Genomic DNA, 23,085 nt, shown 5'->3' with positions numbered 1-23,085 from the left:
GCAAGACTCCGCCCGGTATCCGCAACCACGAGCAAGGGAGTGTTCGAGATGCGGAAAACCGCAGGGGCGATCGCTCTGGGCGCCGCCTTGACCTTGAGCAGCGTGGCGGGAAGAGGAGCCGGCGGCGTGGCGAACGCCGCGCCCGCGCAGCCGAGCCGTCTGCACCCGGCCTCGGCGCTGGTGCTCAGCTACGGAGAGGGAGAGGACGTGGGCTCCGCCCCGGTGCGGCGCGCGGTGACGCTGAGCTGTCGCCCCACCCCGACCGGCACCCACCCGACGCCCGGCCAGGCCTGCGCCGAACTGCGCGCGGCCGACGGGGCGTTCCAGGCGCTGACGGCCAGGACGGAGCCGGGCCGGGCCTGTACGAAGGAGTGGCGCCCGGTCACCGTCACCGCGGAGGGGGTCTGGGAGGGCCGCCGGGTCTGGTACGAGCACACCTTCCCGAACCCCTGCTTCAAGAACAACCTCCGGAGCCAGGTGTTCGACTTCTGAGCGCCTCAGCGCTTTGAGCGCTTTGAACACCTGAACGCGCTGACCGGCAGGGCCTCCGAAGGCCCTGCCGGTCAGCGCGTCAGCACGGCAGCACGTCAGCCGGTCAGCCGATCTCGGCGCCGAGCGCCTGGAGCGCCTCCGGCACCGGCTGGAAGAAGGTTTCGCCGCCCGAGGAGCAGTCGCCGCTGCCGCCCGAGGTCAGCCCCAGCGCGGTGTCGTCCGCGAAGAGCGAGCCGCCGCTGTCGCCGGGCTCGGCGCACACGGTGGTCTGGATCAGCCCCTCGACCGTGCCCTCCTGGTAGTTGACGGTCGCGTCGAGGGCGGTGACCTTGCCGTCGTGCACCTGGGTCGTGCTGCCGCTGCGCCGCACCGTCTGGCCGACCGTCGCCTCGCCGGCCTTGGCGATGGCCTGCTTGCCACCGCCGTAGAGGTTCACCTCGCTCGGGTGCGCGGTGTCGCCGGTGTACTTGACCAGCCCGTAGTCATTGCCGGGGAAACTGCTGTCCGCGTTCTTTCCGATCTCCGCGCCGCCCTGGGAGTCGGACCAGCTGCTGATCGCCTCGGTGCAGTGACCGGCGGTCAGGAAGTACGGCTCGCCGCCCTTGACGACGTTGAAGCCCAGCGAGCAGCGCCCGCCCTGGCCCCAGATGGGGTCGCCGCCCGCGATGAAGGTCCGGAACGTCCCGGCCGAACGCCGCACCTCGACCTTGTCGCCGAGCCCGTCGGCCACCTTGTTCAGCCGGTCGAGCCGGGTTCCCTTGACCGTGCTGTCGGCCGTGACGACGACCTTGTCCGTCCTCGGGTCGACCGACCATGAGGTGCCCGGGATGGTCGCCTTGTCCTTCAGTACCGTACGCGCGGCGCCGAGCTGCGCCAGCGAGTACTTGACCACCCTGGCCTCGGCCCCGGCCTCGCGCACCTGGTCGGCGGCTGCCTGGTCCAGGACGTTGACCACCAGCTTCTTGGCCTCGGTGTCGTAGTACGCCCCGGCCGCACCGCCCTTGAGGCCGGCGGTCAGGGCGGCCGCCGTCTGCCCGGCCTCGGCGGCCGACAGGGTGGGGGGCGGCGGCGGGGTGGGGGCGGCGTTGGCGGTCTGCAGGGAGACGGCCCCGGCGGCGAGGGCCACGGCGGCGGCGCCGGTGACGACCACACGTCGCCGGGATATGCGTCGGTGCTTCAACTCAGGCCTCCTGTGGGGGGTTGGGCCCGGCGGTGAGGTGCGCCGGGCCCGGAGGGCTCATGGCACAGGCGCGCCTGCCCAGGCAGGGGCGCGTCCATGCCAAATTGCGCCGACGAGTATTCCGGGGTGCGCGGGGCGCGTACAAGGTCGCGTACGCGTCGCACGGAAGATCATGAGAGTGCGCCCCGGGCGCCGGGCACGGCCGTGCGGGCGCACGGCGGTTCGACACAGGACTACTGCCGCGGGCCTTCGCGGTACGGGCCTTCGCGGTACGGGCCTTCGCGGTACGGGCCTTCGCGGTACGGGCCTTCGCGGTGCGGGCCGGTGGAGGTGTGGGTGGTCACGCGGGGCTGTCAGGTGTGCTGGAGGGGGGTGTCCAGGGCGCGGGCCAGGGCGACGGTGGCGGCGAGGACGGCCACGACGGTGGTGTGCCGGTGGTCCTGGAAACGGGTGTGGACATCGTCGCCGACGGGCTGGTCGTCGCAGGGCATCAGGCCGTCCGCGTGCTGGAGTTCCGCCAGCCGCCGCCAGTCGTCCACCTCGCTGTACGGCTCGGGAAGGCAGCTGCCGACGAGCAGCAACTCGCCGAGCAGGTCCCACTGGCAGGTCTCCGCCCAGATGTCCGTCCACACCGGGAGCCAGCGGGTGAGGTAGGCGGCCACATCGCCGGGCAGCCCGCCCGGCCGCCGACCCCAGTCGGTGAGGTGGAAGACGGTGTGGGTGACGCTGTACCCGGTCATCCAGTCGATGTACCAGGGCGCCGGGGTGCCGCCGAGCCAGGTGGCCCGGGCCAGCGTCTCCCAGTCGGGCGCCCCCGCGCCGCGGTCGTGGCCGGTGATGCGCAGGGCGTTGGCGACGGCGAGCCGGCGGTTGGGCACATGCTCGACGACCCGCGCGGCGCCCATCGCGGCGAGGTGGGAGATCAGCCGCTCCAGGCCGGGGTGGCGGTGGCCGGCCCGGGCGAAGTGCGCGTAACACTCCAGGACATCGGTGGCCAGAGGCCTGCGCAGCAGCCGCTCGTACAGCAGAGCGCCCTCCTTCAGCTGCGCCCAGCAGAACTCCAGCAGCTCGCGGGCCAGGGCGCACTCGCGGCTGCCGGCGGCACCGTCGCGCAGGACCAGGCAGGCGGCCAGCCCCGTCTCCGCCAGTGCCTTGTAGCCGTCCGTGTTCCCGTCCGTGTTCCCGTCCGTGTTCCCGTCTGTGTTCCCGTCCAAGGACTCGCCGTCCAGCGCGCCCATCCGACGGTGGGTGTGCAGCCAGCCCAGGGCGCGGGAGCGGATGTCATGGGCGAGGTGGGCCGGAGCCGTGCTCACACGTCCTCCAGGCCGAGCAGACAGCGGGCGATCGCCGCGTCCAGCAGGCAGCGGTCATCGCCGCCGCGCAGCGCGATGTCCTCGGTCAGCAGGGCCGCGTCCAGAGGGAGCGCGACACCGTCGGCGGCCAGCCAGGCCAGCCAGCGGGTTATACGCGCCGCGGTGGCGAAGTCCCGCCGCAGCAGCGCGCGGGTGGCGCCGCGGGCCAGGGCCAGGACACCGGAGCGCGCGGCCCGGTGCACGGGCCCGTCCAGGCCGGGCAGCGCCAGCGACGCCAGCTGTCCCATCCGCAGCGACCAGGGCACCCAGCCCTCATCGCGGCCGACTGGGCCATCGGCCGGGCCGGCGGCCGAACGGTGGCGGGGCGCGCTGCCGTCACATCGCGGCGGCCCCTGCGGCACCGGTGCCACGACATGCCAGGGGGCGGGGTCGAGCCGGGCCACCACGGTGACCAGCCCCCAGTCGATCCAGGCCCTGATCCACGGCTGCTCCCGCCCGCCCGGAGGCGCGGCGGGCGGTCGCTGCGCCGGGGGCAGCGCCGAGAGGCTGAGGCGGACGGCGGCCGACTCCTCCGGCAGGAGGGCCCGGCTGGTCAGTACGTACGGAGCCAGCGCGTCGGCCCCCAGGATCCGCACGGCGCCCACCGCGACCGCCGCGCCTGATGTCGCCGTCGCCCCGCCTCCGCCGCCGGCCGCGGACGGCTCGCGATGCGCCGTTTGAAGATCCGCCGCTTGAAGATCCGCAGCGTGGAGATCCGCAGCCTGGAGATGTGCCGCCACGACGGCCGTGCCCCCGGCGCCCCGCAGGGCGTCGAGGGCACAGCGCGCCAAGAACTCGGCCGATGCGCTGACAGCAGCGCGTGACCGCTCGGTGATCACCGCCGCCAGGGCTCCTTCGGCTCCTTCATGAGGACCATCACGACGAGGGATGCCACGGATGGGCAGTGCAGCGGAGCGCCGCTCACTGGCGCCTCAGGGCGGGCCATCAGCCCCTCCAGCGATTCCGCGTCCAGAGTCGGGCCGTCTTGCCGTAGTTTTTCGAGCAGCATCGTCACTCCCGGTGAAGAACGCCAACACTGCGTCGATGATTCCCCATCAACCTCCACGAAGCGCCCTCAAGTACGACACACCACCCAAAAGGGAAAATAATTAGCCGTAATGGCGCTCGGCGCGGGCATCAGCTCCGGCGGGTCACGGCCTCGGAGCTCGCATCTGCCCGCACTTCACGGCGCGGACGGGGCTCGGGACGGGGCTCGGGACGGGGCTCGGCCGGCTCGACCAGCTCCGGCATGCCGGCGGACGCCTCGGCAGCGGGCCGATCCGCGGGCCGGGGCCCCGGGGCGGCCTGGGTGCCGTCGGGGCGGGGCGCCTCCTGCTGGCCCCTCTCGAGGAAGCGCAGCAGCTCCACGGGGATGGGCAGCACCAGCGTGGAGTTCTTCTCGGCGGCCACCGCCATCACGGTCTGCAGCAGCCGCAGCTGGAGCGCGGACGGCGTGGCGGACATCTGCTCGGCCGCCTGCGCCAGCTTCTTCGAGGCCTGCAGCTCCGCGTCCGCGTTGATGACGCGGGCCCGCCGCTCCCGGTCGGCCTCGGCCTGGCGGGCCATCGAGCGCTTCATGGTCTCCGGCAGCGAGACGTCCTTGATCTCCACTCGGTCGATATGCACGCCCCATCCCACGGCCGGGCTGTCGATCATGAGCTCCAGGCCCTGGTTGAGCTTCTCCCGGTTGGACAGCAGATCGTCCAGGTCGCTCTTGCCGATGATCGAGCGCAGCGAGGTCTGGGCCATCTGGGAGACCGCGAAGCGGTAGTCCTCGACCTGGATGATCGCGTCCGCCGGGTCCACGACCTTGAAGTAGACGACCGCGTCGACCCGCACGGTCACATTGTCCCGGGTGATGCCCTCCTGGGCGGGCACGGGCATGGTCACGATCTGCATGTTCACCTTGCGGAGCCGGTCGAAGCCCGGAGCGATCATCGTGAACCCGGGGGGACGGATCGCCGACCGCAGCCGGCCGAGCCGGAAGACCACGCCCCGCTCGTACTGCTTGACCACGCGCGCCGCCGCCATCGCGTAGACGGCCCCGCACGAGAGCACGACCGCGCCTGCTGTCAGAAGCTCCTCGACCATCACGGCCACCTGCCTGCCGAATCGCGAGCGATGCCCCATCTGGGGCGTTGTTGTCCACGATAGTCCCCATTCAAGGGAACGCCCCGGAACGGCAGGAACCCCCGCCCGGAAGAAGACCGGGCGGGGGTCACGGGGCTCGGCCGGACGACCGGCCGTGGGTCGGTACGGCCGTGGGGATCCGTACCGGCCGTGGATCAGTAGACGCTCACGCCGTACGCGTTCAGCGCCTCGACGACCGGCTGGAAGAAGGTCGTGCCGCCGGAGGTGCAGTTGCCGCTGCCGCCGGAGGTGAGGCCGAGGGCGGTGGTGCCGGCGTACAGCGGGCCGCCGCTGTCGCCGGGCTCGGCGCACACGGTGGTCTGGATCATGCCGTAGACGATGTCACCGCTGCCGTAGTTCACCGTGGCGTTCAGCGCGGTGACCCGGCCACTGTGGATGCCGGTGGTGCTGCCGCGCCGGGTGACCGTCTGGCCGACGGTGGGGTTGGCGGCGCTGGTGATGTCCTGGCTGCCGACGTTGCCGGAGGGGGTCACCGAGCCGCTGTACCGGACCAGACCGTAGTCGTTGGTCGGGAAGCTGGAGCCGGCCGTCGGGCCGATGGTCGTGGTGTGGCCGGAGTTGCTCCACCACGTGCCCGCACCGTCGGTGCAGTGACCGGCGGTGACGAAGTAGTTCGCGCCACTGCTGTTGCGCACGTTGAAGCCGAGGGAGCAGCGCCAGCTACTCGCGTAGATCGCGTCTCCGCCGGAGATCAGCTTGTTGATCTTGCCCGGGGTGCGCTTGACCTCGATGGCGTCGGCGTTCGCGCCGGCGGTGCTCTTGATCTTGGATATCTCGGCCTGCGAGACGGTGCTGTCGGCGGTGACGACAAGCGTGTTGGTCGCCTTGTCGACATACCAGGCGGTGCCCGCGACATCGGCCTCGAGCACGGCGCTGCCGGCCGCCTTGGCCTCGGCCGCGGTGAACTTGGGGGTCGCGTCGTTTCCGGCGTAGGCGGGTGCGGCGAGCGCCGTCCCGCCCACCAGGGCCGAGACCGCGGCGACCAGGACAAGGCGTCTCGCGTGCTTGCTGTGGGGGGCGTTGCGCTTGATCCTCAACTCTTCCTCCGAAGGAATCGGGGGTCCGCCTGGGTGGGCAGGCCCGTGAGGCGCAGTCAACGAGCACGCCGACGCCGACATCGACGACCGACGCCACGGGGGGCGTTTCCGACGTGCTCCTGACAAGCGCTCCCGGAAGTATTCGTGGAGTCAACCATGGTGCGCAAGAGGACGATTAAAAAAGTCGTCGGCACAAGTCGCATGGCCCCGGCGGCTTCCGGCCACCGGGGCTGTGCACCCATCCCCTCGGGTATCTGGTTGGACGAGTCGGCGGGGGATCAGGTTCCGCCCCCTGCCGACGACTTCGCCCCGAGGCGCGAAAGGCCGAGGTGTTCGCGCAGCGTGCCGCCCTCGTACCGGGTCCGGAACGCACCGCGCTCCTGGAGCAGCGGCACGACCCGGTCGACGAACTCGTCGAGCCCGCCGGGGGTCAGATGCGGTACGAGAATGAAGCCGTCGGCGGCCTCGGCCCGCACAAATGCGGCCATCTCCTCGGCGACCGCCTCCGGTGTGCCGATGAAGGACTGCCGTCCGGCCGCCTCGATGACGGTCTGCCGGATGGACAGGCCCTTCTCTTCCGACAGCGCCCGCCACTTGGCGGCGAGGGCGCGCGGATCGCCGTGCCGCACCCGGCCCTGGACCAGCTGGGAGCCGGGGTCGGGGTCGATGTCCGGAAGCGGCCCGTCCGGGTCGTATCCGGACAGGTCGACGCCCCAGATCTGCTCCAGGGTGAGGATCGCGGTCTGCGGGGAGACCTGCTGCCGACGGATCTCGGCGGCCCTCTCCTGGGCCTCGGCCGCGGTGTCCCCGAGCACGAAGGTCACCCCGGGCATGATCTTGAGGTCCTGGGGGGCGCGGCCGTGGTCGGCCAGCCGCCGCTTGACGTCGGCGTAGAAGGCGCGGCCCGCCTCCAGCGTGCCGTGCCGGGTGAAGATGATGTCGGCGGCGGACGCGGCGAACTCGCGGCCCTCGTCGGAGTCCCCGGCCTGGATGATCACGGGGTGGCCCTGCGGGCTCCGCGGCACGCCGAACCGCCCCGAGATCCGGAACTGCGGCCCGGTGTGGTCCAAGGTGCCGGGGGCGCCGCCGTCCGGCCAGGAGTCCCACAGCTCGCGCGCGGTGGCGACGAACTCCGCGGCCCGGGTGTAGCGGTCGGCCCGGTCGAGATAGCCGCCGCGCCGGAAGTTCTCGCCGGTGAAGGCGTCGGAGGAGGTGACCACGTTCCAGGCCGCGCGGCCGCCGCTGAGGTGGTCCAGCGAGGCCAGCCGGCGGGCGAGTTCGTACGGCTCGTTGAAGGTCGCGTTGACGGTGGCGGCCAGGCCCAGCCGCTCGGTGACGGCGGCCAGCGCGTTCAGCACCGTGATCGACTCCGGCCGGCCGACCACGTCGAGGTCGTGGACTCGGCCGTTGTGCTCGCGCAGCCGCAGCCCCTCGGCGAGGAAGAAGAAGTCGAACAGGCCGCGCTCGGCGGTGCGCGCGAGGTGTTCGAAGGAGGAGAACTCGATCTGGCTTCTGGATCGGGGGTCGGCCCAGACGGTGGTGTTGTTGACGCCGGGGAAGTGCGCGGCCAGGTGCATCGTCTTCGTCGTCCCGTCGCTCGGCGGACCGTCGCTCATCGGACCGCCTCCCTCGGCTGCGCGTACCGGTTGGCCGGGCGGGCCAGGCCCAGGTGGTCGCGGAGGGTGGTGCCGGGGTAGAAGGTGCGGAAGAGTCCGCGGTGCTGGAGCAGCGCCACCGTGCCGTTGACGAACCGCTCCAGGTCGTGGCGCGGTACGACGGGGGTGATGTGGAAGCCGTCCACGGCCCCCGCCTGGTGCCAGCGCGCGATCAGCTCCGCGAGGTCGACCGGGCCGCCGTGGTACAGCGGAAGCCCGTCCCTCCGCGCCGCCAGCGGGCCGCTCGGCGGCGGGAGTTCGGAGGCCGGTTCGCCGTCGGACAGGTCGACCGCGAGGGCGGCGAGCACGGTGAGCCCGTCCTCGTCACGGCCGTACGCCACCGCGCGCCGCCGCAGCTCCTCGCGGATCGCGCGGGCCGCCTCGGGAGTGGCGGCCCGGACGTACACCACGTCGGCGTGGCGGGCCGCGGTCCGCCGGGCGACCGGGTCGGTGGCGTCGACCACGACGACCGGGTGACCCTGGGGCGGCCTGGGCACGATGGACGGGCCGCGCACGCTGAACCGGGCGGACTCGAAGTCGACGTAGTGCAGCTTGTCGCGGTCGATGAAGCGGCCCGTGGCCACATCGCGGATCTCGGCGTCGTCCTCCCAGCTGTCCCACAGCCGGGCGGCGACGTCCGCGACCTCCCCGGCCTCCTCCCACAGCTCCTCGGCGGGGGCGGCGGCGCGGCGGCCGATCAGCCGGGCCTCCGCCTCGGTCGTCGACACCTCGGCCCGCCAGCCCGCCCGGCCGCGGCTGACCCAGTCCAGGGTGGCCACGGCACAGGAGACGTGGAACGGCTCGGTGTGGGTGGTGGTGACGGTCGGCACCAGGCCGATCCGCCCGGTGTCGGGCGCCACGCGCGAGAGCACCGCGAGCGCGTCGAGCCTGCCCCGCCCCTTCCCCGGCGGGCCCAGGGAGTCGTCCAGGGTGACGAAGTCGAGCTTGCCCCGCTCGGCGAGGCGCGCGAGCTCGACGAAGTACGGCGCCCGGTACTGCCCGGCGCCGTCGATGGCGGCGGCCAGGTGGAGCAGGCCGGGCCGGGGGGCGGGGCGGGCCCCGCGGGGGTGTGGCTGGGATTCGGCCATGGTCAGGGGCCTTCCTGGTGATGTGTCAACGATTCAGCGGGCATCGGCCCACAGGTCGTCAGCGGAGCGCGCGGGGACAAGGGGCGGAGCAGCGACAGCAAAACGCGCGCCGTCGCGTCGTTCTGGCGGAAGGTGGGCGCGTTCGTACGGGGCCGGGCGAAGCCCCCGGAGGCGCGGGCGTCGGTGTGCGGGCCGAGCGCGAAGCGGCGCGGGTGGGGGCGGCCGGCCCGGTCCAGGATCCGGGCGTCGTCGGGGCTGACGGCGAGCAGCCCGGCGGGGGTGGCGGCCGCGCCGTCCCGGTGCAGCGAGCGCAGCAGCGCGTCGCGGGTGTGCTCCACGCTCGGCTCGGGCAGCCGGGCCTCGACCAGCGCGCGGGCCTCCACCCCCGGACCCGCCACCCCGGCGCCGCTCGCCCGGAAGACCTTGCGCAGCGGGTCGGCGACCACCCGCACCTCCGCGCCGAGGAAGCGCACCACGCCGGCGCGGGAGAGCGCGAGCAGTTGGCGCAGCCGGGGTCCGGGCGGGCCGGAGGCGAGGTAGCTGAAGAAGCCGTGCCACTGGCCGCCGACGTCGCCGAGCCGCGTCAGCTGGCCGTATACGGACAGCAGGGCGAGGAAGAGCGCGAGGTCGGGGCTGTTGCCGGGGTCGTGGCGGCGGGCGAGGTCGGCCTCGATGTGCGCGCGCAGGCCCTGCTGGAGGGCCTCGTGGCTGTCGAACCGCCGCCCGGCCAGAGGCCGGTCGAGGGCGTCGAGGTCGAGCCGGTCCGCCGGGTCGGGGACGGCGGCCGCGACCAGGGCGCGCAGTTCGGGGCCGTCGGGCGGGCAGGCGGCGTATCGCTCCTCGAAGTCGGGCCAGGGCGTGGCCGTGCGGTCCGGGTGGGCGGTGAACAGCTGGTGGTAGTGGGCGAAGCCGAGCTCCTTGGCGATCAGCGGCCAGATGTCGCGGCGGTAGTCGGGCCGGCCGGGGCGCCGCAGCAACTCCGCGACCTGGGCCGGTCCGAAGAAGCGGGGCAGGGGCGGGCGTTCGCCCCGCCACCCGTAGCCGATCTTGGAGCGGTACGGGACGCCGCGCCGCGAGCCGACGTGGAGCACGGGTTCGCGGCCGGAGGGCCGGTACGTCAGCTCCCCGGTGCCGGTCTCCTCGTAGTGCCCGCCGCGCCCTTCGGTGAGCAGGACCATCAGGTCGATGAAGGCGAGCCCGAAGCCGCGTACGATGACCGGCTCGCCGGGTCTCAGTCGGCTCAGGTCGCTGTCGGCGGTGAACTCCGGCGGCAGATAGACGAGTTCGTCGGGTTCGTGTTCGGCGGCGAAGGCGGCGAGCGCCCGCTGCTGCGGGTCGGGTTCGGCGTCGAGGTGTCCGAGGGCGAGCACGACGGCGTCGGCGGCGAGCGGGGCGGCCCGCCCCTCCAGCCACACCTGCTGCACACCGTCGCGCGGGCCGGTGATCCGTACGGCGCGGCAGCGGTGCCGGTGGACCGTGACGGCGGGCGGCAGGGCGGCCACCGCGTGCTCGTGCACCCAGGCCAGATACGCGCTCTGCAGCCGTCTGCTGGCGAAGCCGCGGCCGGTCAGCGCGGCGGCTTCGGCGGCGAGTTCGGGGGAGAGCCCGGGGGCGGAGCCGTCGGGGAGCGCCCCGGCCCGGACGCGCTCCGCCCACTCGGCGAGGGAGGGGCCGGGGCGGATCGGGCCCTCCTGCTCGACGGTGTCGTCCGAGAACACGGTGACGTCCTCGGCCATGGAGTTCATCCACAGCAGCGGGGACTGGTCCGGGCGCCAGACCCGGCCGCCGCCGGACGGGTGCGGGTCGACCAGGTGCAGATCGAGGGGGGTGGCCTCGCCGTACAGCTCGGGGGCGTTGGCGGCGATGCGCTCCACGAGGCCGGTGCCGCGGGGGCCCGCACCGACGATCACAAGGGCGGGGGGTCGGGAGGGGAGGTCCGGTCGCACGGACATGCGGAAGGCTCCGTCGGTTCGTCGGTGAACACGCCGGCCTTCACACGCGGCCGCGCCCCTCAGCACGGCCTGTTGCCGAGGCTAAGCCGTTCCTACGACCCGCTGTCAAGGTTGTCCGAACTGTGAGCAGCGCGTCTCACGGCCAGTTGACGGGAAACCGGAAGACTGTTCCACTTGGGCCATGCAGCCACGCCAGCGACTGGTCACGCGCGGACACATCGACTTCGGTCGGGTGTGGTCGGCGTCCTGTTCGCGTTCCTGTTCGGGCTGACCGCCGCCTCCGCCGGGTCCGGCGTTCCGAGGCCTTCACCCGCCACACTCCCGTAATTCACGCATCACGCGCCTTCACACACGCTTCAGCGCTTTCCCCTCCCCTTGCGCTCCCCTCAGCACTCCCCTCGGCTGTCAGCCGCAATCGCAGCCGCAGTCACAGCCATCGCAGCAGTCGCAGTTACAGCAGTTGCTACAGCAGTCGCAACAGTCACAGCAGTCGCTACAGTCATCGCACTTGTGGCACCAGCCCTCGCGCTCCTGACCGCTCCACGGGTCGTGGTACGGGTCCCGGCAGCACACCTGGCAGGTGCAGAAGAGCCCGGTCCACACCGCGCATCCGGCTATCAGCCCGCGCCGCCTGCGGTTCGGCGGCTCGGGCGGGGCGCCCCCGGGACCGCCCGGGCCGGGCCCGTACGGGTTGTTGATCCAGGGCGACTGCGGCGGCGGTGCGCCCTGCGCGGCGTGCGGGGGGTGCGCGGCGGACGGCCCGTGCGAGCAGGACGTCGTGCCGAACGCCCGGTCCACCGCCCGCTCCAGCTCATGCGCCAGCAGCACATGGGCGAGCTTGCCGTTCTCGAACTCCGCCTCGCGCAGCGCAAGACGCACCCCGTGCACCGCGTCGTCGCACAGCCTGCGCACCTCGGCCAGGTCCGTGCCGGTGGCCGTGATCGGGTTCCAGGCTCCGGCCGCGGCGTCCGCGGCCAGGTCCTCCACCGCGTCCAGCAGATGCGCGAGCCGGCCGAACAGCCGGCCCGCCTCCTCCAGCGGGGCCTGGTTGCCGGGCCGCTCGGCCAGCACGGCGGTGTGTCCGAAGGCCACCGCGGTCGCGGTCTCGGTCGGCTCGGTGACGGCCAGCAGCGGGGTGCCGAGGCCCGCCGCCTTCTCTATCCCTTCCTGGCGGCCGACCGCGTCCAGCAGCACGGCCGTGTCGAAGCCGAGCTCCGCACCGCTCCGGGCGCCCGCCCGGTCCCACCCGGCGGCGACCCGGCGGGCGGCCGCGGCGACCGGCCGGCGGGCCAACGCCCCGTCCCCGTCGGCCACATGGTCGCGGATCTTCGCCGAGGCCAGCACCAGGGAGACGGTGGCCGCCAGCCGCGCGCCCTCGCCCTGGGCGACCGGAGCGCTCCGCATGCCGCGCAGCGGGCAGGGCCCGGCAGTGCGCCGCCAGCCCTCCGTACGCCGCGACTGGGCCTCCACCAGCACCGAGACGACCAGGCCGTCGTAGTTGGTGGCGACCCGCGCGAACTGGCCACGGGCTCCGCGCAACGCGAGGCACAACCCGCACAGATGCGCCATCCACTCGGAGCGCAGTTTTTCCGACAGCCGGTGGCGGCAAGGGCGGATAATGCCAAACAACTTTCTCCCCGTTCACCCATACGTCCCCGGCGTCACCCGTCCGGCCCGGCGGAGTCTACCCACCGCCCCGTCAGGGCCTGTCAGCAGGAGGAACTCTGATTCGCCGCCAAGCGTTGTGCACCAGTACCGTCACGAATCCCCTGTGCGGCCGCAATCCACGTGGCACATCTTCCGCATCATGGACGACGATAGAGGACGATAGAGGGGGCAGGTGCAGTACAGAGAACGGCAGTGAAAGGAGGCGTCCATGGGATCGGTGCGCAAGGCGAGTGCCTGGCTTGGCCTCGTCGACGACAGCGATGACGAGCGCTACTACGACGACGACTACGCCGAGGGACCCGAGCCCGGCGACGCCTGGGTGACCGACCCGCGGGTGCGGGTGGCCGACCAGGCCGCGCGGGACGAGGGCACCCGTATCGCCACGGTCACCCCCGAGAGCTTCCGGGACGCGCGCGGCATCGGCGAGATGTTCCGGGAGGGCGTGCCGGTCATCGTCAACCTGACGACCATGGAGCCCGCCGACGCCAAGCGCGTGGTCGACTTCGCGGCCGGGCTGATCTTCGGGCTGCGCGGCAAGATCGACCGCGTGGCCAACCGCGTCTTCCTCCTGACGCCGCCGGACTACGAGGTCCTCAGCGCCAACCGAAACCACGCCACGGGCTTCTTCAACCAGAGCTAGGCCCTGTCTCTCCGACCTCTGCGGATCAGCCCGCGGCGTCAGGGGGCACCTCCCAGCGGTAGCTGGGGGCGCGTGCGATCGCAAGGCGGAGGGTCGTCCTCCGGGGGCACCTCCCGGCCGAAGGCTGGGGGCGGGCCTACTCGGGCGATCCCGACAACGCAGCGAGCGTGCGTGCCAGGCGTCGCGGGCCCGCAGAGGTCGGGGAGACAGGGCCTGGGCAAGGCGCTCACCGGAACGCGTCGAGTCCGGTGAGCGCCTTGCCGAGCACCAGTTGGTGCATTTCGACGGTGCCCTCATAGGTGAGCACCGATTCCAGATTCGTCGCGTGCCGCATCACCGGGTACTCCAAAGAGATCCCGTTGGCGCCCAGGATCGTCCGGGCCGTGCGGCAGATCTCGATCGCCTCCCGCACATTGTTGAGCTTGCCGAAGCTGACCTGCTCGGGACGGAGCGTTCCGGCGTCCATCCGCATTCCCAGGTGATGCGCGAGCAGCACGCCCTTGTGCAGCTCGACCGCCATGTCGGCGAGCTTGGCCTGGGTGAGCTGGAAGCCGCCGATGGGCCGACCGAACTGCTCGCGGGACCCCGCGTACTCCAGCGCCGCCTCGAAGCACGCCCGGGCCGCGCCCATCGCGCCCCAGACGATGCCGTAGCGGGCGTGGCTCAGACAGCTGAGCGGGCCGCGCAACCCGGTGACCTCCGGCAGCACGGCGTCGGCGGGCAGCCGCACCTCGTCCATCACCAGCTCGCTGGTCACCGAGGCGCGCAGCGACCACTTGTGCCGGATCTCGGGGGCCGAGAAGCCGGGGGTGTCGGTCGGCACGGCGAATCCCCGGATGCCCTCGTCCGTACGGGCCCAGACCACGGCGACCCCGGCCACCGAGCCGTTGGTGATCCACATCTTGCGGCCGGTGAGCACCCAGTCGGAGCCGTCCCGCTTGGCGTAGGTGCGCATCGCGGCCGGGTCCGAGCCGTGGTCGGGCTCGGTCAGTCCGAAGCAGCCGATGACCTCGCCCGTGGCCATCCGGGGCAGCCACCGCTCCTTCTGCTCCTGCGAACCGAAGCGGTGGAGGGCGTACATGGCCAGGGAGCCCTGCACGGACACCAGGGAGCGGATCCCGGAGTCGGCGGCCTCCAGCTCCAGGCAGGCCAGCCCGTACTGGACGGCGCTCGCGCCCGTACAGCCGTATCCCGTCAGCGACATGCCGAGCGCCCCGAGGGAGCCGAGCTCCTGGGCCAGCTCCCGGATGCCGGGCAGCTCGCCGCGCTCGTACCAGTCGGCGATGTGCGGCAGAACGCGGGTGGCGGCCCATTGGCGCACGGTGGCGCGGACGGCGAGGTCCTCCGGGGCGAGCAGGTCGTCGATCCCGAGCGGGTCGGCGGGGTCGAACGGCGGCAGGCTGCGGGTGGGGCCCTCGGACATGGTTCGGCCTCCGGTTCCGGTGCGGTTCGGCTGCGTTGGGATGCGGTGGGGCGCGTTGGGGTGCGGTTTCGGTGCGGCCGGGGTGATCATTCCGGTCGGATCCGACGCTATGGCCGGGTAATCCCCGGCGTCCAGACCGCCCCCGGACAGGGCCAGGCGGCGCAGGCGCGGGGAACCGCCGTCAGCAGCCGTCAACGGCCGTCAGCCGCCGTCAGCCGGAGGTCTCCGCGCCGACCGCGGCACGGTCTGCGCGGTCGGGGCGGGGCACGCGCGCGGCGCCCGTGTCCTGCGCCGTGTCGCGCGCGGTGTCCGGGGCAGGGGCCGGCTCCGCGTCATTCCCGGCGTCCGTCGCGTGCCCGGCGTCCGTCGCGTGGCCGGCGTCCGTACCGTCCTCGTCGGGCGCGCACTCCATCGACTTCGGCAGCCGCAGCGCCGCCAGCGCTCCCACCAGCAGCAGGCCGGCGCTGACCGCCAGCGTGACATGCAGGCCGTGGACGAAGGACTGGCGCGCCGCCGCGCGCAGCGCCTCGCCCTCCCGGCCGCCAAGCCGGTCGGAGACCTTGTAGGCCACGCCGAGCGACTGGCTCGCGGTCGCGCTCGCGGACTCCGGGACGCCCGCGGCGTGGGAGACGCCGGGCGCGTAGGTGGCGTTCATGACACTGCCCAGGAGGGCGATGCCGATGCCGGCGCCGAGTTGGTAGGAGGTCTCGCCGATCGCGGCCGCGCCGCCCGCGGACTCGACCGACGCCTCGTTGAGCATCGACTCGTATGCGCCGAAGAGCGTGGTCTCCAGGCCGAAGCCGAGGAAGAGGAAGGCGCCGACCAGGACCGCGGGCCGGTCGGACTGGCCCATGACGACCAGCGAGAGGACGGCCGCCGCCGTGAGCGAGAAGCCGAAGGCGACCATGGTGCGGGGGCCGAACCGCTGTAGCATCCGGGACCCGGCGAGCCCGGCGGCCATCGCGGCGAGGGTGAGCGGCAGCAGCCGCATGCCCGTCTCGAGCGGGGTGAGGCCGAGGACGAGCTGCAGGTACTGGGCGGCTATGAGCTCCAGGCCGACGAGCGCCAGCAGGGCGAGCACGATGCAGCCGACGGAGATGCTGAACGCGGGCCTGGCGAACAGCCGCAGGTCGACCAGCGGATGCTTGCGGCGGCGCTGTCGGCGTACGAAGAGCACCAGCAGCACCACGCCGAACAGGCCCGGCGCGGCGGTGACGGGCTCCAGCAGGCCCGCGCCGCTGCCCACCCGCTTGACGCCGAAGACGACACAGAACAGCCCGCAGGCGGCCATGACCGCGCCCAGCACGTCCCAGGGGCCGTCGCGGTCGCCGGTGGACTCCGGCAGCAGCCAGCGGCCGACGGGCAGGGCGACCGCCATCAGCGGGATGTTGATGAAGAAGACCGAGCCCCACCAGAAGTGCTCCAGCAGGAAGCCCCCGAGCAGCGGCCCGACGGCCGCGCCCACGGCGGCCACCGCGCTCCAGACGCCGATGGCCAGGGCGCGCTCGCGGCGGTCCGGGAAGACCTGGCGCAGGATCGACAGCGTCGCGGGCATGATCATCGCGCCGCCGACGCCCAGCAGGGCGCGGGCCGCGATGAGGATCTGCGGGGTGCCGGCCTCGGCGGCGAGGGCCGAGGCCGCGCCGAAGAGGCCGTAGCCGAGCAGCAGCACCCGGCGGCGGCCGACCCGGTCGCCGAGCGTCCCGAACAGGATCAGCAGGGAGGCGCAGACCAGCGGGTACGCGTCGACGATCCACAGCAGCTCGATCGAGCCCGGCCGCAGGTCCTCGGTGACGGCGGGCACCGCGACATGCAGGACGGTCGCGTCGACGGCGACGAGCAGCAGGCTGACGCAGAGCACGAGGAGCACGATCCAGCGGTTGGCTCCGCCGGTCGCGTCGGTGCCGCGCCATTGCCGGGGAACGCCCGTCGTCCGTCGTTTGCCGGCCGTGGTCGTCCCGGACATAAACCGCACCTCCCTGTCGTGCGCTCGCGGCCCCTCGGGGGCGGGACGTCGCAGGCTGAGGACGTCCGGCGACCCGGCGGCGAGGGCGAGTGAATGGTCAGCGTACGCGAGTCGTCACGCGGGTCGTGTGGCCCATCCCATGTTGAGACCCACGTCGCAGGGGTGAACGAAGGCGTACGTTCCGGTGTCCCCCATTTGTCCCTCCCGTTTCGCCCCTCCACCTTGCCCCCACGCCTCCGCCTCGCCCCCACCCCCCGTTCCGCACCACCCCGCCCCGCCTGTCCGCCACGTCCCTTCGGCGCCCGTCGGCCGCCGGGATCGCGCCTGGATAATCGGGTCCGTGACCGAACTCGTCCAAGCCGACGCCCCGGCTGGAAAACACGACGAACGCGCGGGCCGCGCGGTTCCCGCCATGCTGCGCCGGGCCGCTCCGGCGCTCCTGGCGTATGCGGGGACGCGGCTGCTGGGCATCATGGTTCTCGCGATCTGGGCGGCGGTGGCGGGCAAGAGCTGGCACACGCTGCTCTCCGCGCGCTGGGACTCCCTCTGGTACTCGCGCATCGCCGAGGAGGGCTACGGCTACACGCTCCGGCTGCCCGACGGCTCGGTCCACTCCGATCTGGCCTTCTTCCCGCTGCTGCCCTGGCTGGAGCGGCTGATCTCGGCCCTGACCCCGCTGGACGCCGCCGCCGCGGGCCTGGCGGTGAGCTGGGGCACGTCGCTGTTCGCCGCGTGGGGCATCTTCGCGATCGGCGACCGGCTGCGCGGGCGGCGCGTGGGCACGGCGCTGGTCGTGCTGTGGGCGGTGCTGCCCATCGGCATCGTGCAGTCGATGGCGTACTCCGAGTCGCTCTTCACCGCGCTGGCCGCCTGGGCGGTGTACGCGCTGCTCACCGGGCGGTGGGTGTGGGCCGGGTCCCTCGCGGCACTGGCCGGGCTGACCCGGCCGGTGGGGGCCGCGGTCATCGCGGCGGTGTGGATCACGGCGGCCGTGGCCCTGCTGCCCGCCGGGCGGTGGGGGTTCAGGGGGCGGCGCCCGGAGCACCGGCGGATGCTGCTGGGCGTGGCCCTCGCACCGCTCGGCTGGCTGAGCTATGTGGCGTGGGTGGGGGTGCGGACCGGCAGCCTCACCGGCTACCTCGACGTCCAGAGCGGCTGGCGGAACGGGTTCGACGGCGGTGTGGCCTTCGCGCGCTTCACGGCGGGCCTGCTGGCGGGTCCGAGCTTCCCGGCCGGGCTGGGGCTGCTGATCGGCGTGGCCCTGCTGATCTGGGTCTTCCTTCGGTGTGTACGGCGGCGCGAGCCGCTGCCGCTGCTGGTGTACGCCGGGGTGGTGCTGGCCCTGGCGCTGACCGCGAAGGGCTACTTCGGCTCCAAGCCTCGGCTGCTGCTCCCCGCCTTCCCGATCCTGCTGCCGGCCGCGGCCGCCCTCGCGCGCCTCCGCACGGCCAGGGCCACGCTGATCCTGGGGTCGGTGGGGCTCGCCTCGACGGTGTACGGGGCCTTCTGGCTGAACGGATCGGGGCCGCCGTGAGAGGGCCGGGCCACCGGGCGACCGCTGGGGAAACTCCGAGGAACGCCTCGGCTAATCCCCGATAAACGACGCTGTAAGAATTCCATAAAGAAGTCCGGGAGCCGCTTAGGGAAGGCGACTCCCGGAAAAGCCGCGACCACCCGCGGATTTCCGCCGGAATGGCGCGCCCAAAAACCTCGGACGAGACCCACCCCACATCACATCGTCATCACAAAGCGACCTGATCGACCGAAGCGGCCTGTCACGCAATGTAACGTCGATTGAGTGCGTACCGATGACAAGCTCCCTCAGGTGAAGGGGCGCCCGACCGATCTGGCGCGACCGCGCATGACCCGAACACGCCGCTGGCTGCTCGGGTCCACCCTCGCTGTGTACGCGGCGACCGTGATCGGCGTGCTCACCACCTCGTGGCTGGTGCAGTTCGACTGGCAGGTCATGCTGTTCCGGCCGTACAAGCACTGGCCGGAGATCCACACCTTCCTGGACTACTTCGTGGTCATGGGGCAGCGCGGCCCCACCGCGGTGGCGGTGACCGCCTGGATGGGCTGGTGCTGCTACAAGCAGCGCACCCTGCGCCCGCTGATCGTGCTGGGGACCTCCCTGCTGCTGCTGAACATCACCGTCGGCTCCGTCAAGCTCGGCTTCGGCAGGCTCGGTCCGCACTACGCGACCACCGTCGGGTCCAGCGAAATGTGGGGCAACGGCGATATATTTCCTTCGGGTCACACCGCGAACGCGGTGGTCACCTGGGGTGTGCTGGCCTATCTGGCGACCACCCCCCGGGCCCGCAGGGTCGCCTCGGTCATCGCGGCGGTCTTCGCCTTCGGCGTCGGCATGACCACCGTCTACCTCGGCACCCACTGGGTCAGCGACGTGGTGCTCGGCTGGGCGGCCGGGGTGCTGGTACTGCTGGCGCTGCCGTGGCTGGAGCCCGCCATGGCGCGCGCCGAGGCGCTGGTTCTGGCCCTGTACGACAAGGTGCGCGAGAAGGCGCGCGAGCGCCGGGCGCGGGTGCCGCTGCCGGTCTCGCGGCCGGTGGCCGGTTCGACCCTGGCCACCCCGCGCGCGGCGCGCGACGACGAGCTGCCGGCCCGCGAGGCGGTGGGCGTCGGCGGCCGGCCGAACGGCGTCGCGGCGCATGTGCCCGAGGCCCGGCCGCACCACCCGCTGCGCACGCATCCGATCCGCACGGAGCGGGCCGTCACCCCGGGCGGCAGCCGCCGCCCGCCGCACGCCGACCGGCTGCCGCGCGCCACGGCGCCGCTGGGCCCGCCCGCGGGCCGCGGTCGGGCGGCCAGCACCGGCGGCTGACCCGCCGGTACGCCCGCGGGGACGGTACGCACGCCTCTCCCCCGGCCCTGCCGCCCACCGATCACACGGAGCCGATCGCACTGGGCCGATCGCACCACGCCGATCGCACCGACGGCCCCGGACGCTCCCGCCGAGCGTCCGGGGCCGCCGCCGTACCGGCCGCCTCGCTGTGCGTGCCCCGCCCGTCAGCCCTTCCAGCAGCGCTTGACGGTGTCGTCGGCCACTTCGAAGTTGATCCTCCCCCGCAGGTACTCCATGGTGATGATCGCGCCCGTCGGAAGCGCGCGCACGGTGCTCCAGCCCCGCTCACGGGCGCGCTCCTGGGCGGTCCGGGCGTCGAGGCCCACATAGCTGTCGAGGTCGTCGTCGGGTTCCGCGGAGGGCGTCGGTACAGGTGCCATAACGCCACCGTATGCGCCGGGACACGGTGGTGGAACCCGGCTCTCCGCACCCGCTGACACACGCTCACCCGTACCGCGTCCCCCACTCGTCACATTTATGTCACAGAGAACACGCCCGGGTTTCCCTCGTTCTCCGTCACTCGTACGTGGCCCGTGTTGACGGCACGAAGGTGACGGCGAGTTTCCGTCGGCATCCCTGGCAAATCTCTCGCATTGACGCCGCTCCGGTATTGGCGGAGGCCGACTCACAGCAACTCCCGAGTAAATTCCCGAGGCCCGGCGGAAATCGACCGGCCACGCTCACGGAGTACACAATTCCGCCACAAACTGACCGAGTCCGAAGCCGCGGGTTTCCCCCGGCCGGGCGCAGCGCCCGGGTGCTTCGGGGCGCACCTGACAGACGGCCTCGGCCGGGCCCTTGGGCCACTCGGGCCGCTGTTGCCGCCGACCGAGTGATGCGAGGGGCGCACCCTCGCGCCCGCGCGCCCGTCACACGCATCATGGCCACAGCCCAAATCCCGCCGAAGTCATGCAAAAGGAGCGCCGATGGGGACGGAGACCGCACAGGCGGCTGCCGGACCGGCGCGGGTGCCGGGCGTGGGCCAGGTGCTGGTGGACTGGCTGACCACCACGGACCACAAGAAGATCGGGCATCTGTATCTGCTGACCGCCTTCGGCTTCTTCCTGGTGGCGGGGGCGCTGGCGATGGTGATGCGCGCCGAGCTGGCCAGGCCCGGGCTGCAACTGATGTCGAACGAGGCGTACAACCAGGCCTTCACCATGCATGGCACGGTCATGCTGCTGCTGTTCGCGACGCCGGCTTTCGCGGGATTCGCCAACGAGATCATGCCGCTCCAGATCGGCGCGCCGGATGTGGCCTTCCCGCGCCTGAACATGCTGTCGTACTGGTTCTTTCTGTTCGGCGGGGTGATCGTGCTGTGCGGCCTGGTGGTGCCCGGGGGCGGCCCGGACTACGGCTGGACCGCGTATGCCCCGCTCAACAGCGGGGTCCGCACCCCCGGCGTGGGCGCCGACATGTGGATCATGGGGCTTGCGCTGGCGGGGTTCGGCACCATCCTCGGCGCGGTGAACTTCCTGACGACCATCATCACCATGCGCGCCCCCGGCATGACGATGTTCCGGATGCCGATCTTCACCTGGAACACCCTCTTCACCTCGATCATGATCCTGATGGCGTTCCCGGTGCTGGCCGCGGCGCTGCTGTGCCTGGAGGCGGACCGGAGGTTCGGAGCGGTGATCTTCGATGCCCGGTACGGCGGTGCGCTGCTGTGGCAGCATCTGTTCTGGTTTTTCGGCCACCCCGAGGTGTACATCATCGCGCTGCCGTTCTTCGGCATCATCACCGAGATCATCCCGGTCTTCTCCCGTAAGCCGGTGTTCGGCTATGTGACCCTGATCGGCGCGACGATCGCCATCACCGCGCTGTCGATGATGGTGTGGGCGCACCATATGTTCGCGACCGCCGCGGTGCTGCTGCCCTTCTTCTCGCTGCTGTCCTTCTTGATCGCGGTGCCGACCGGGGTGAAGTTCTTCAACTGGATCGGCACGATGCTGGGCGGCTCGGTGTCCTTCGAGTCGCCGATGCTGTGGGCGATCGGCTTTCTGGTCAGCTTTCTGTTCGGGGGGCTGACCGGGGTGATCCTGGCGTCGCCGCCGATGGACTTCCACGTCACCGACACCTACTTCGTCGTGGGCCACTTCCACTACGTCGTCTTCGGGACGGTGGTCTTCGCGATGTTCGCGGGGTTCTACTTCTGGTGGCCGAAGTTCACCGGCAAACTGCTCGACGAGCGGCTCGCCCGGATCCACTTCTGGACGCTGTTCGTCGGCTTCCACATCACCTTCCTGGTGCAGCACTGGCTGGGCGCGGAGGGCATGCCGCGCCGCTACGCCGACTATCTGGCGGCCGACGGCTTCACCGCCCTCAACACCGTCTCCTCCATCGGCTCCTTCCTGCTGGGCATGTCGACCCTGCCGTTCCTCTACAACGTCTGGAAGACCACCAAGCACGGCACCGAGGTGACGGTCGACGACCCCTGGGGGTTCGGCCGCTCCCTGGAGTGGGCCACCTCCTGCCCGCCGCCCCGGCACAACTTCCTCGCCCTGCCGCGCATCCGCTCCGAGTCCCCCGCCTTCGACCTGCACCACCCGGGGTTCGCCCGGGGCGAGGAGGCGGCGCGGGAGCTGGGGCCGCGGGGCCCGGTCAGTCCAGGGCCCGGGACAGACGGTCCCTGAGCTCCCGGACGTGATCGTTCAGCTCGGCCGGCTCACGCACCTCGAAGTCCACGCCCAGCAGGGCGATATGAATCACCATGACGTCCAGGTTCCCGGCGCCGGCGTGCAGCAGACAGCTGTGCTCGTCGACCGGCTCCAGCACCCCGGCCGCCGGCGGGACCCGCTCCGCCGCCCGCTCGGCGGACACCCGCAGCAGCACGGTGGCCTTCGCGGCGTACACGGAATGGGACACGCCCTCGCGGACATACGCGGCCAGGTCCTCGGCGGGCGGGCGGCGCGGGGCGAAGCGCGGGCCGTGCGGCGGCGTCGGGGTGATGCGGTCGGCCCGGAACGTACGCCAGTCCGCCCGGTCCACATCCCAGGCGACGAGGTACCAGCGGCGCTGCGCGGCCACCAGCCGGTGCGGCTCGGCGGTACGGCGGCTGACGGCGCCGCCGTGGTCGCGGTACTCGAAGCGCAGCCGACGGCAGTCCCGGCAGGCGTTCGCCAGCTCGGTCAGCACCGCCGGGTCGACGGTGGGGCCACGGAATCCGCCCAGCATGGGCACGGTGAAGGCGCTCAGCGCGCTCACCCGGCGGCGCAGCCGGTCGGGCAGCACCTGCTCCAGCTTGGCGAGCGCGCGCACCGACGTCTCCTCGATGCCCTCCACCCCGCTGCCCGCCGCCGCCTGGCGCAGCCCGACGGCGACCGCCACCGCCTCCTCGTCGTCGAGCAGCAGCGGTGGCAGCTGGGCGCCCGGGCCGAGCTGATAGCCACCGGCCGTCCCGGGGCTGGAGTGCACGGGATAGCCGAGTTCGCGCAGCCGGTCGACGTCGCGGCGCACGGTGCGCGTGGTCACCCCGAGGCGGTCGGCGAGCTCGCCACCGGACCATTCGCGGTGGGCCTGGAGAAGGGAGAGCAGGCGGAGCAGGCGTGCGGAGGTCTCGAGCATGGCGCCGAGTGTGCCAGCCGCCGAGGACAGCTCCTGTCCTCGGCGGCC

Annotated in this window: 18 protein-coding genes; 5 read left to right on the top strand and 13 right to left on the bottom strand. The window is 72.5% G+C overall.

Translation table 11 applies throughout. The features are described 5' to 3' along the window. Nucleotides 1-126: 126 nt before the first annotated feature. Entirely contained in the window at nt 127-492 is a 366-nt protein-coding gene (locus ACWY4P_RS42105; protein WP_456206106.1) for a subtilase-type protease inhibitor, read from the top strand. Between the two features lie 103 nt (nt 493-595). Here the strand turns inward: ACWY4P_RS42105 and ACWY4P_RS42100 are convergent, their stop codons facing one another. The 9 genes from ACWY4P_RS42100 to ACWY4P_RS42060 form a co-directional block, all read right to left on the bottom strand. Then, nucleotides 596-1,672 carry a S1 family peptidase gene (locus ACWY4P_RS42100; RefSeq protein WP_456206105.1) on the bottom strand — a complete coding sequence of 359 codons (1,077 nt, stop codon included), beginning with the start codon at nt 1,670-1,672 and terminating at the stop codon, nt 596-598. Nucleotides 1,673-2,025: 353 nt separating this feature from the next. Continuing rightward, nucleotides 2,026-2,985, bottom strand: a complete 960-nt coding sequence (locus tag ACWY4P_RS42095) for a DUF6895 family protein (protein WP_456206104.1) — start codon at nt 2,983-2,985, stop codon at nt 2,026-2,028. Beyond that, nucleotides 2,982-3,863, bottom strand: a complete 882-nt coding sequence (locus ACWY4P_RS42090) for a hypothetical protein (protein ID WP_456206103.1) — start codon at nt 3,861-3,863, stop codon at nt 2,982-2,984. The genes ACWY4P_RS42095 and ACWY4P_RS42090 overlap by 4 nt, the downstream gene beginning before the upstream one ends. 298 nt (nt 3,864-4,161) lie before the next feature. Beyond that, entirely contained in the window at nt 4,162-5,115 is a 954-nt protein-coding gene (locus tag ACWY4P_RS42085) for a slipin family protein (RefSeq protein WP_456206102.1), read from the bottom strand. A gap of 194 nt (nt 5,116-5,309) precedes the next feature. Further along, nucleotides 5,310-6,212 (bottom strand): S1 family peptidase, encoded by a 903-nt coding sequence (locus ACWY4P_RS42080; RefSeq protein WP_456206101.1) that lies wholly within the window; start codon nt 6,210-6,212, stop codon nt 5,310-5,312. A 278-nt stretch (nt 6,213-6,490) separates the two neighbouring features. Continuing rightward, the gene (locus ACWY4P_RS42075) at nt 6,491-7,828 is read right to left on the bottom strand and encodes an NtaA/DmoA family FMN-dependent monooxygenase (protein WP_456206100.1); all 1,338 of its coding nucleotides are present in this window, start codon (nt 7,826-7,828) and stop codon (nt 6,491-6,493) included. Further along, a complete protein-coding gene (locus ACWY4P_RS42070) occupies nt 7,825-8,955 on the bottom strand; it encodes an LLM class flavin-dependent oxidoreductase (RefSeq protein WP_456206099.1) in 1,131 nt (376 codons plus the stop codon). The genes ACWY4P_RS42075 and ACWY4P_RS42070 overlap by 4 nt, the downstream gene beginning before the upstream one ends. A gap of 2 nt (nt 8,956-8,957) precedes the next feature. Then, the gene (locus ACWY4P_RS42065) at nt 8,958-10,907 is read right to left on the bottom strand and encodes an FAD/NAD(P)-binding protein (RefSeq protein ID WP_456206098.1); all 1,950 of its coding nucleotides are present in this window, start codon (nt 10,905-10,907) and stop codon (nt 8,958-8,960) included. Between the two features lie 405 nt (nt 10,908-11,312). Then, nucleotides 11,313-12,536, bottom strand: coding sequence for a DUF5685 family protein (locus ACWY4P_RS42060; protein ID WP_456206097.1), 1,224 nt, complete (start codon nt 12,534-12,536; stop codon nt 11,313-11,315). Between the two features lie 247 nt (nt 12,537-12,783). Here ACWY4P_RS42060 and ACWY4P_RS42055 point away from each other — a divergent pair, with 247 nt between their 5' ends. Beyond that, on the top strand, nt 12,784-13,215 hold the full coding sequence (locus ACWY4P_RS42055; RefSeq protein WP_456206096.1) for a cell division protein SepF: 432 nt from the start codon (nt 12,784-12,786) through the stop codon (nt 13,213-13,215). A gap of 226 nt (nt 13,216-13,441) precedes the next feature. Here ACWY4P_RS42055 and ACWY4P_RS42050 read toward each other — a convergent pair whose 3' ends face one another. After that, nucleotides 13,442-14,638 carry an acyl-CoA dehydrogenase family protein gene (locus tag ACWY4P_RS42050; protein WP_456206095.1) on the bottom strand — a complete coding sequence of 399 codons (1,197 nt, stop codon included), beginning with the start codon at nt 14,636-14,638 and terminating at the stop codon, nt 13,442-13,444. Nucleotides 14,639-14,849: 211 nt separating this feature from the next. Continuing rightward, nucleotides 14,850-16,604, bottom strand: coding sequence for an MFS transporter (locus ACWY4P_RS42045; RefSeq protein ID WP_456206094.1), 1,755 nt, complete (start codon nt 16,602-16,604; stop codon nt 14,850-14,852). A gap of 340 nt (nt 16,605-16,944) precedes the next feature. On the opposite strand from ACWY4P_RS42045, the gene ACWY4P_RS42040 reads away from it, so the two are divergent. Together ACWY4P_RS42040 and ACWY4P_RS42035 are read left to right on the top strand one after the other, a co-directional pair. After that, a complete protein-coding gene (locus ACWY4P_RS42040; protein WP_456206093.1) occupies nt 16,945-18,138 on the top strand; it encodes a hypothetical protein in 1,194 nt (397 codons plus the stop codon). A gap of 264 nt (nt 18,139-18,402) precedes the next feature. Continuing rightward, entirely contained in the window at nt 18,403-19,449 is a 1,047-nt protein-coding gene (locus ACWY4P_RS42035) for a phosphatase PAP2 family protein (protein WP_456206092.1), read from the top strand. A 185-nt stretch (nt 19,450-19,634) separates the two neighbouring features. Here the strand turns inward: ACWY4P_RS42035 and ACWY4P_RS42030 are convergent, their stop codons facing one another. After that, nucleotides 19,635-19,850: a proteinase inhibitor I78 gene (locus tag ACWY4P_RS42030; RefSeq protein ID WP_319697295.1), complete on the bottom strand. Its 216-nt coding sequence runs from the start codon at nt 19,848-19,850 to the stop codon at nt 19,635-19,637. Between the two features lie 546 nt (nt 19,851-20,396). On the opposite strand from ACWY4P_RS42030, the gene ctaD reads away from it, so the two are divergent. Continuing rightward, nucleotides 20,397-22,106: an aa3-type cytochrome oxidase subunit I gene (gene ctaD, locus ACWY4P_RS42025; RefSeq protein ID WP_456206091.1), complete on the top strand. Its 1,710-nt coding sequence runs from the start codon at nt 20,397-20,399 to the stop codon at nt 22,104-22,106. On the opposite strand, the gene ACWY4P_RS42020 is transcribed toward ctaD, so the two are convergent. Continuing rightward, the gene (locus ACWY4P_RS42020) at nt 22,075-23,037 is read right to left on the bottom strand and encodes a helix-turn-helix transcriptional regulator (RefSeq protein WP_456206090.1); all 963 of its coding nucleotides are present in this window, start codon (nt 23,035-23,037) and stop codon (nt 22,075-22,077) included. The two genes, ctaD and ACWY4P_RS42020, sit on opposite strands and share 32 nt — an antisense overlap. Nucleotides 23,038-23,085 lie beyond the last annotated feature (48 nt).

This window comes from Streptomyces sp. LZ34 (assembly GCF_053890475.1).
This window is presented reverse-complemented; position numbering and strand designations above follow the sequence as displayed.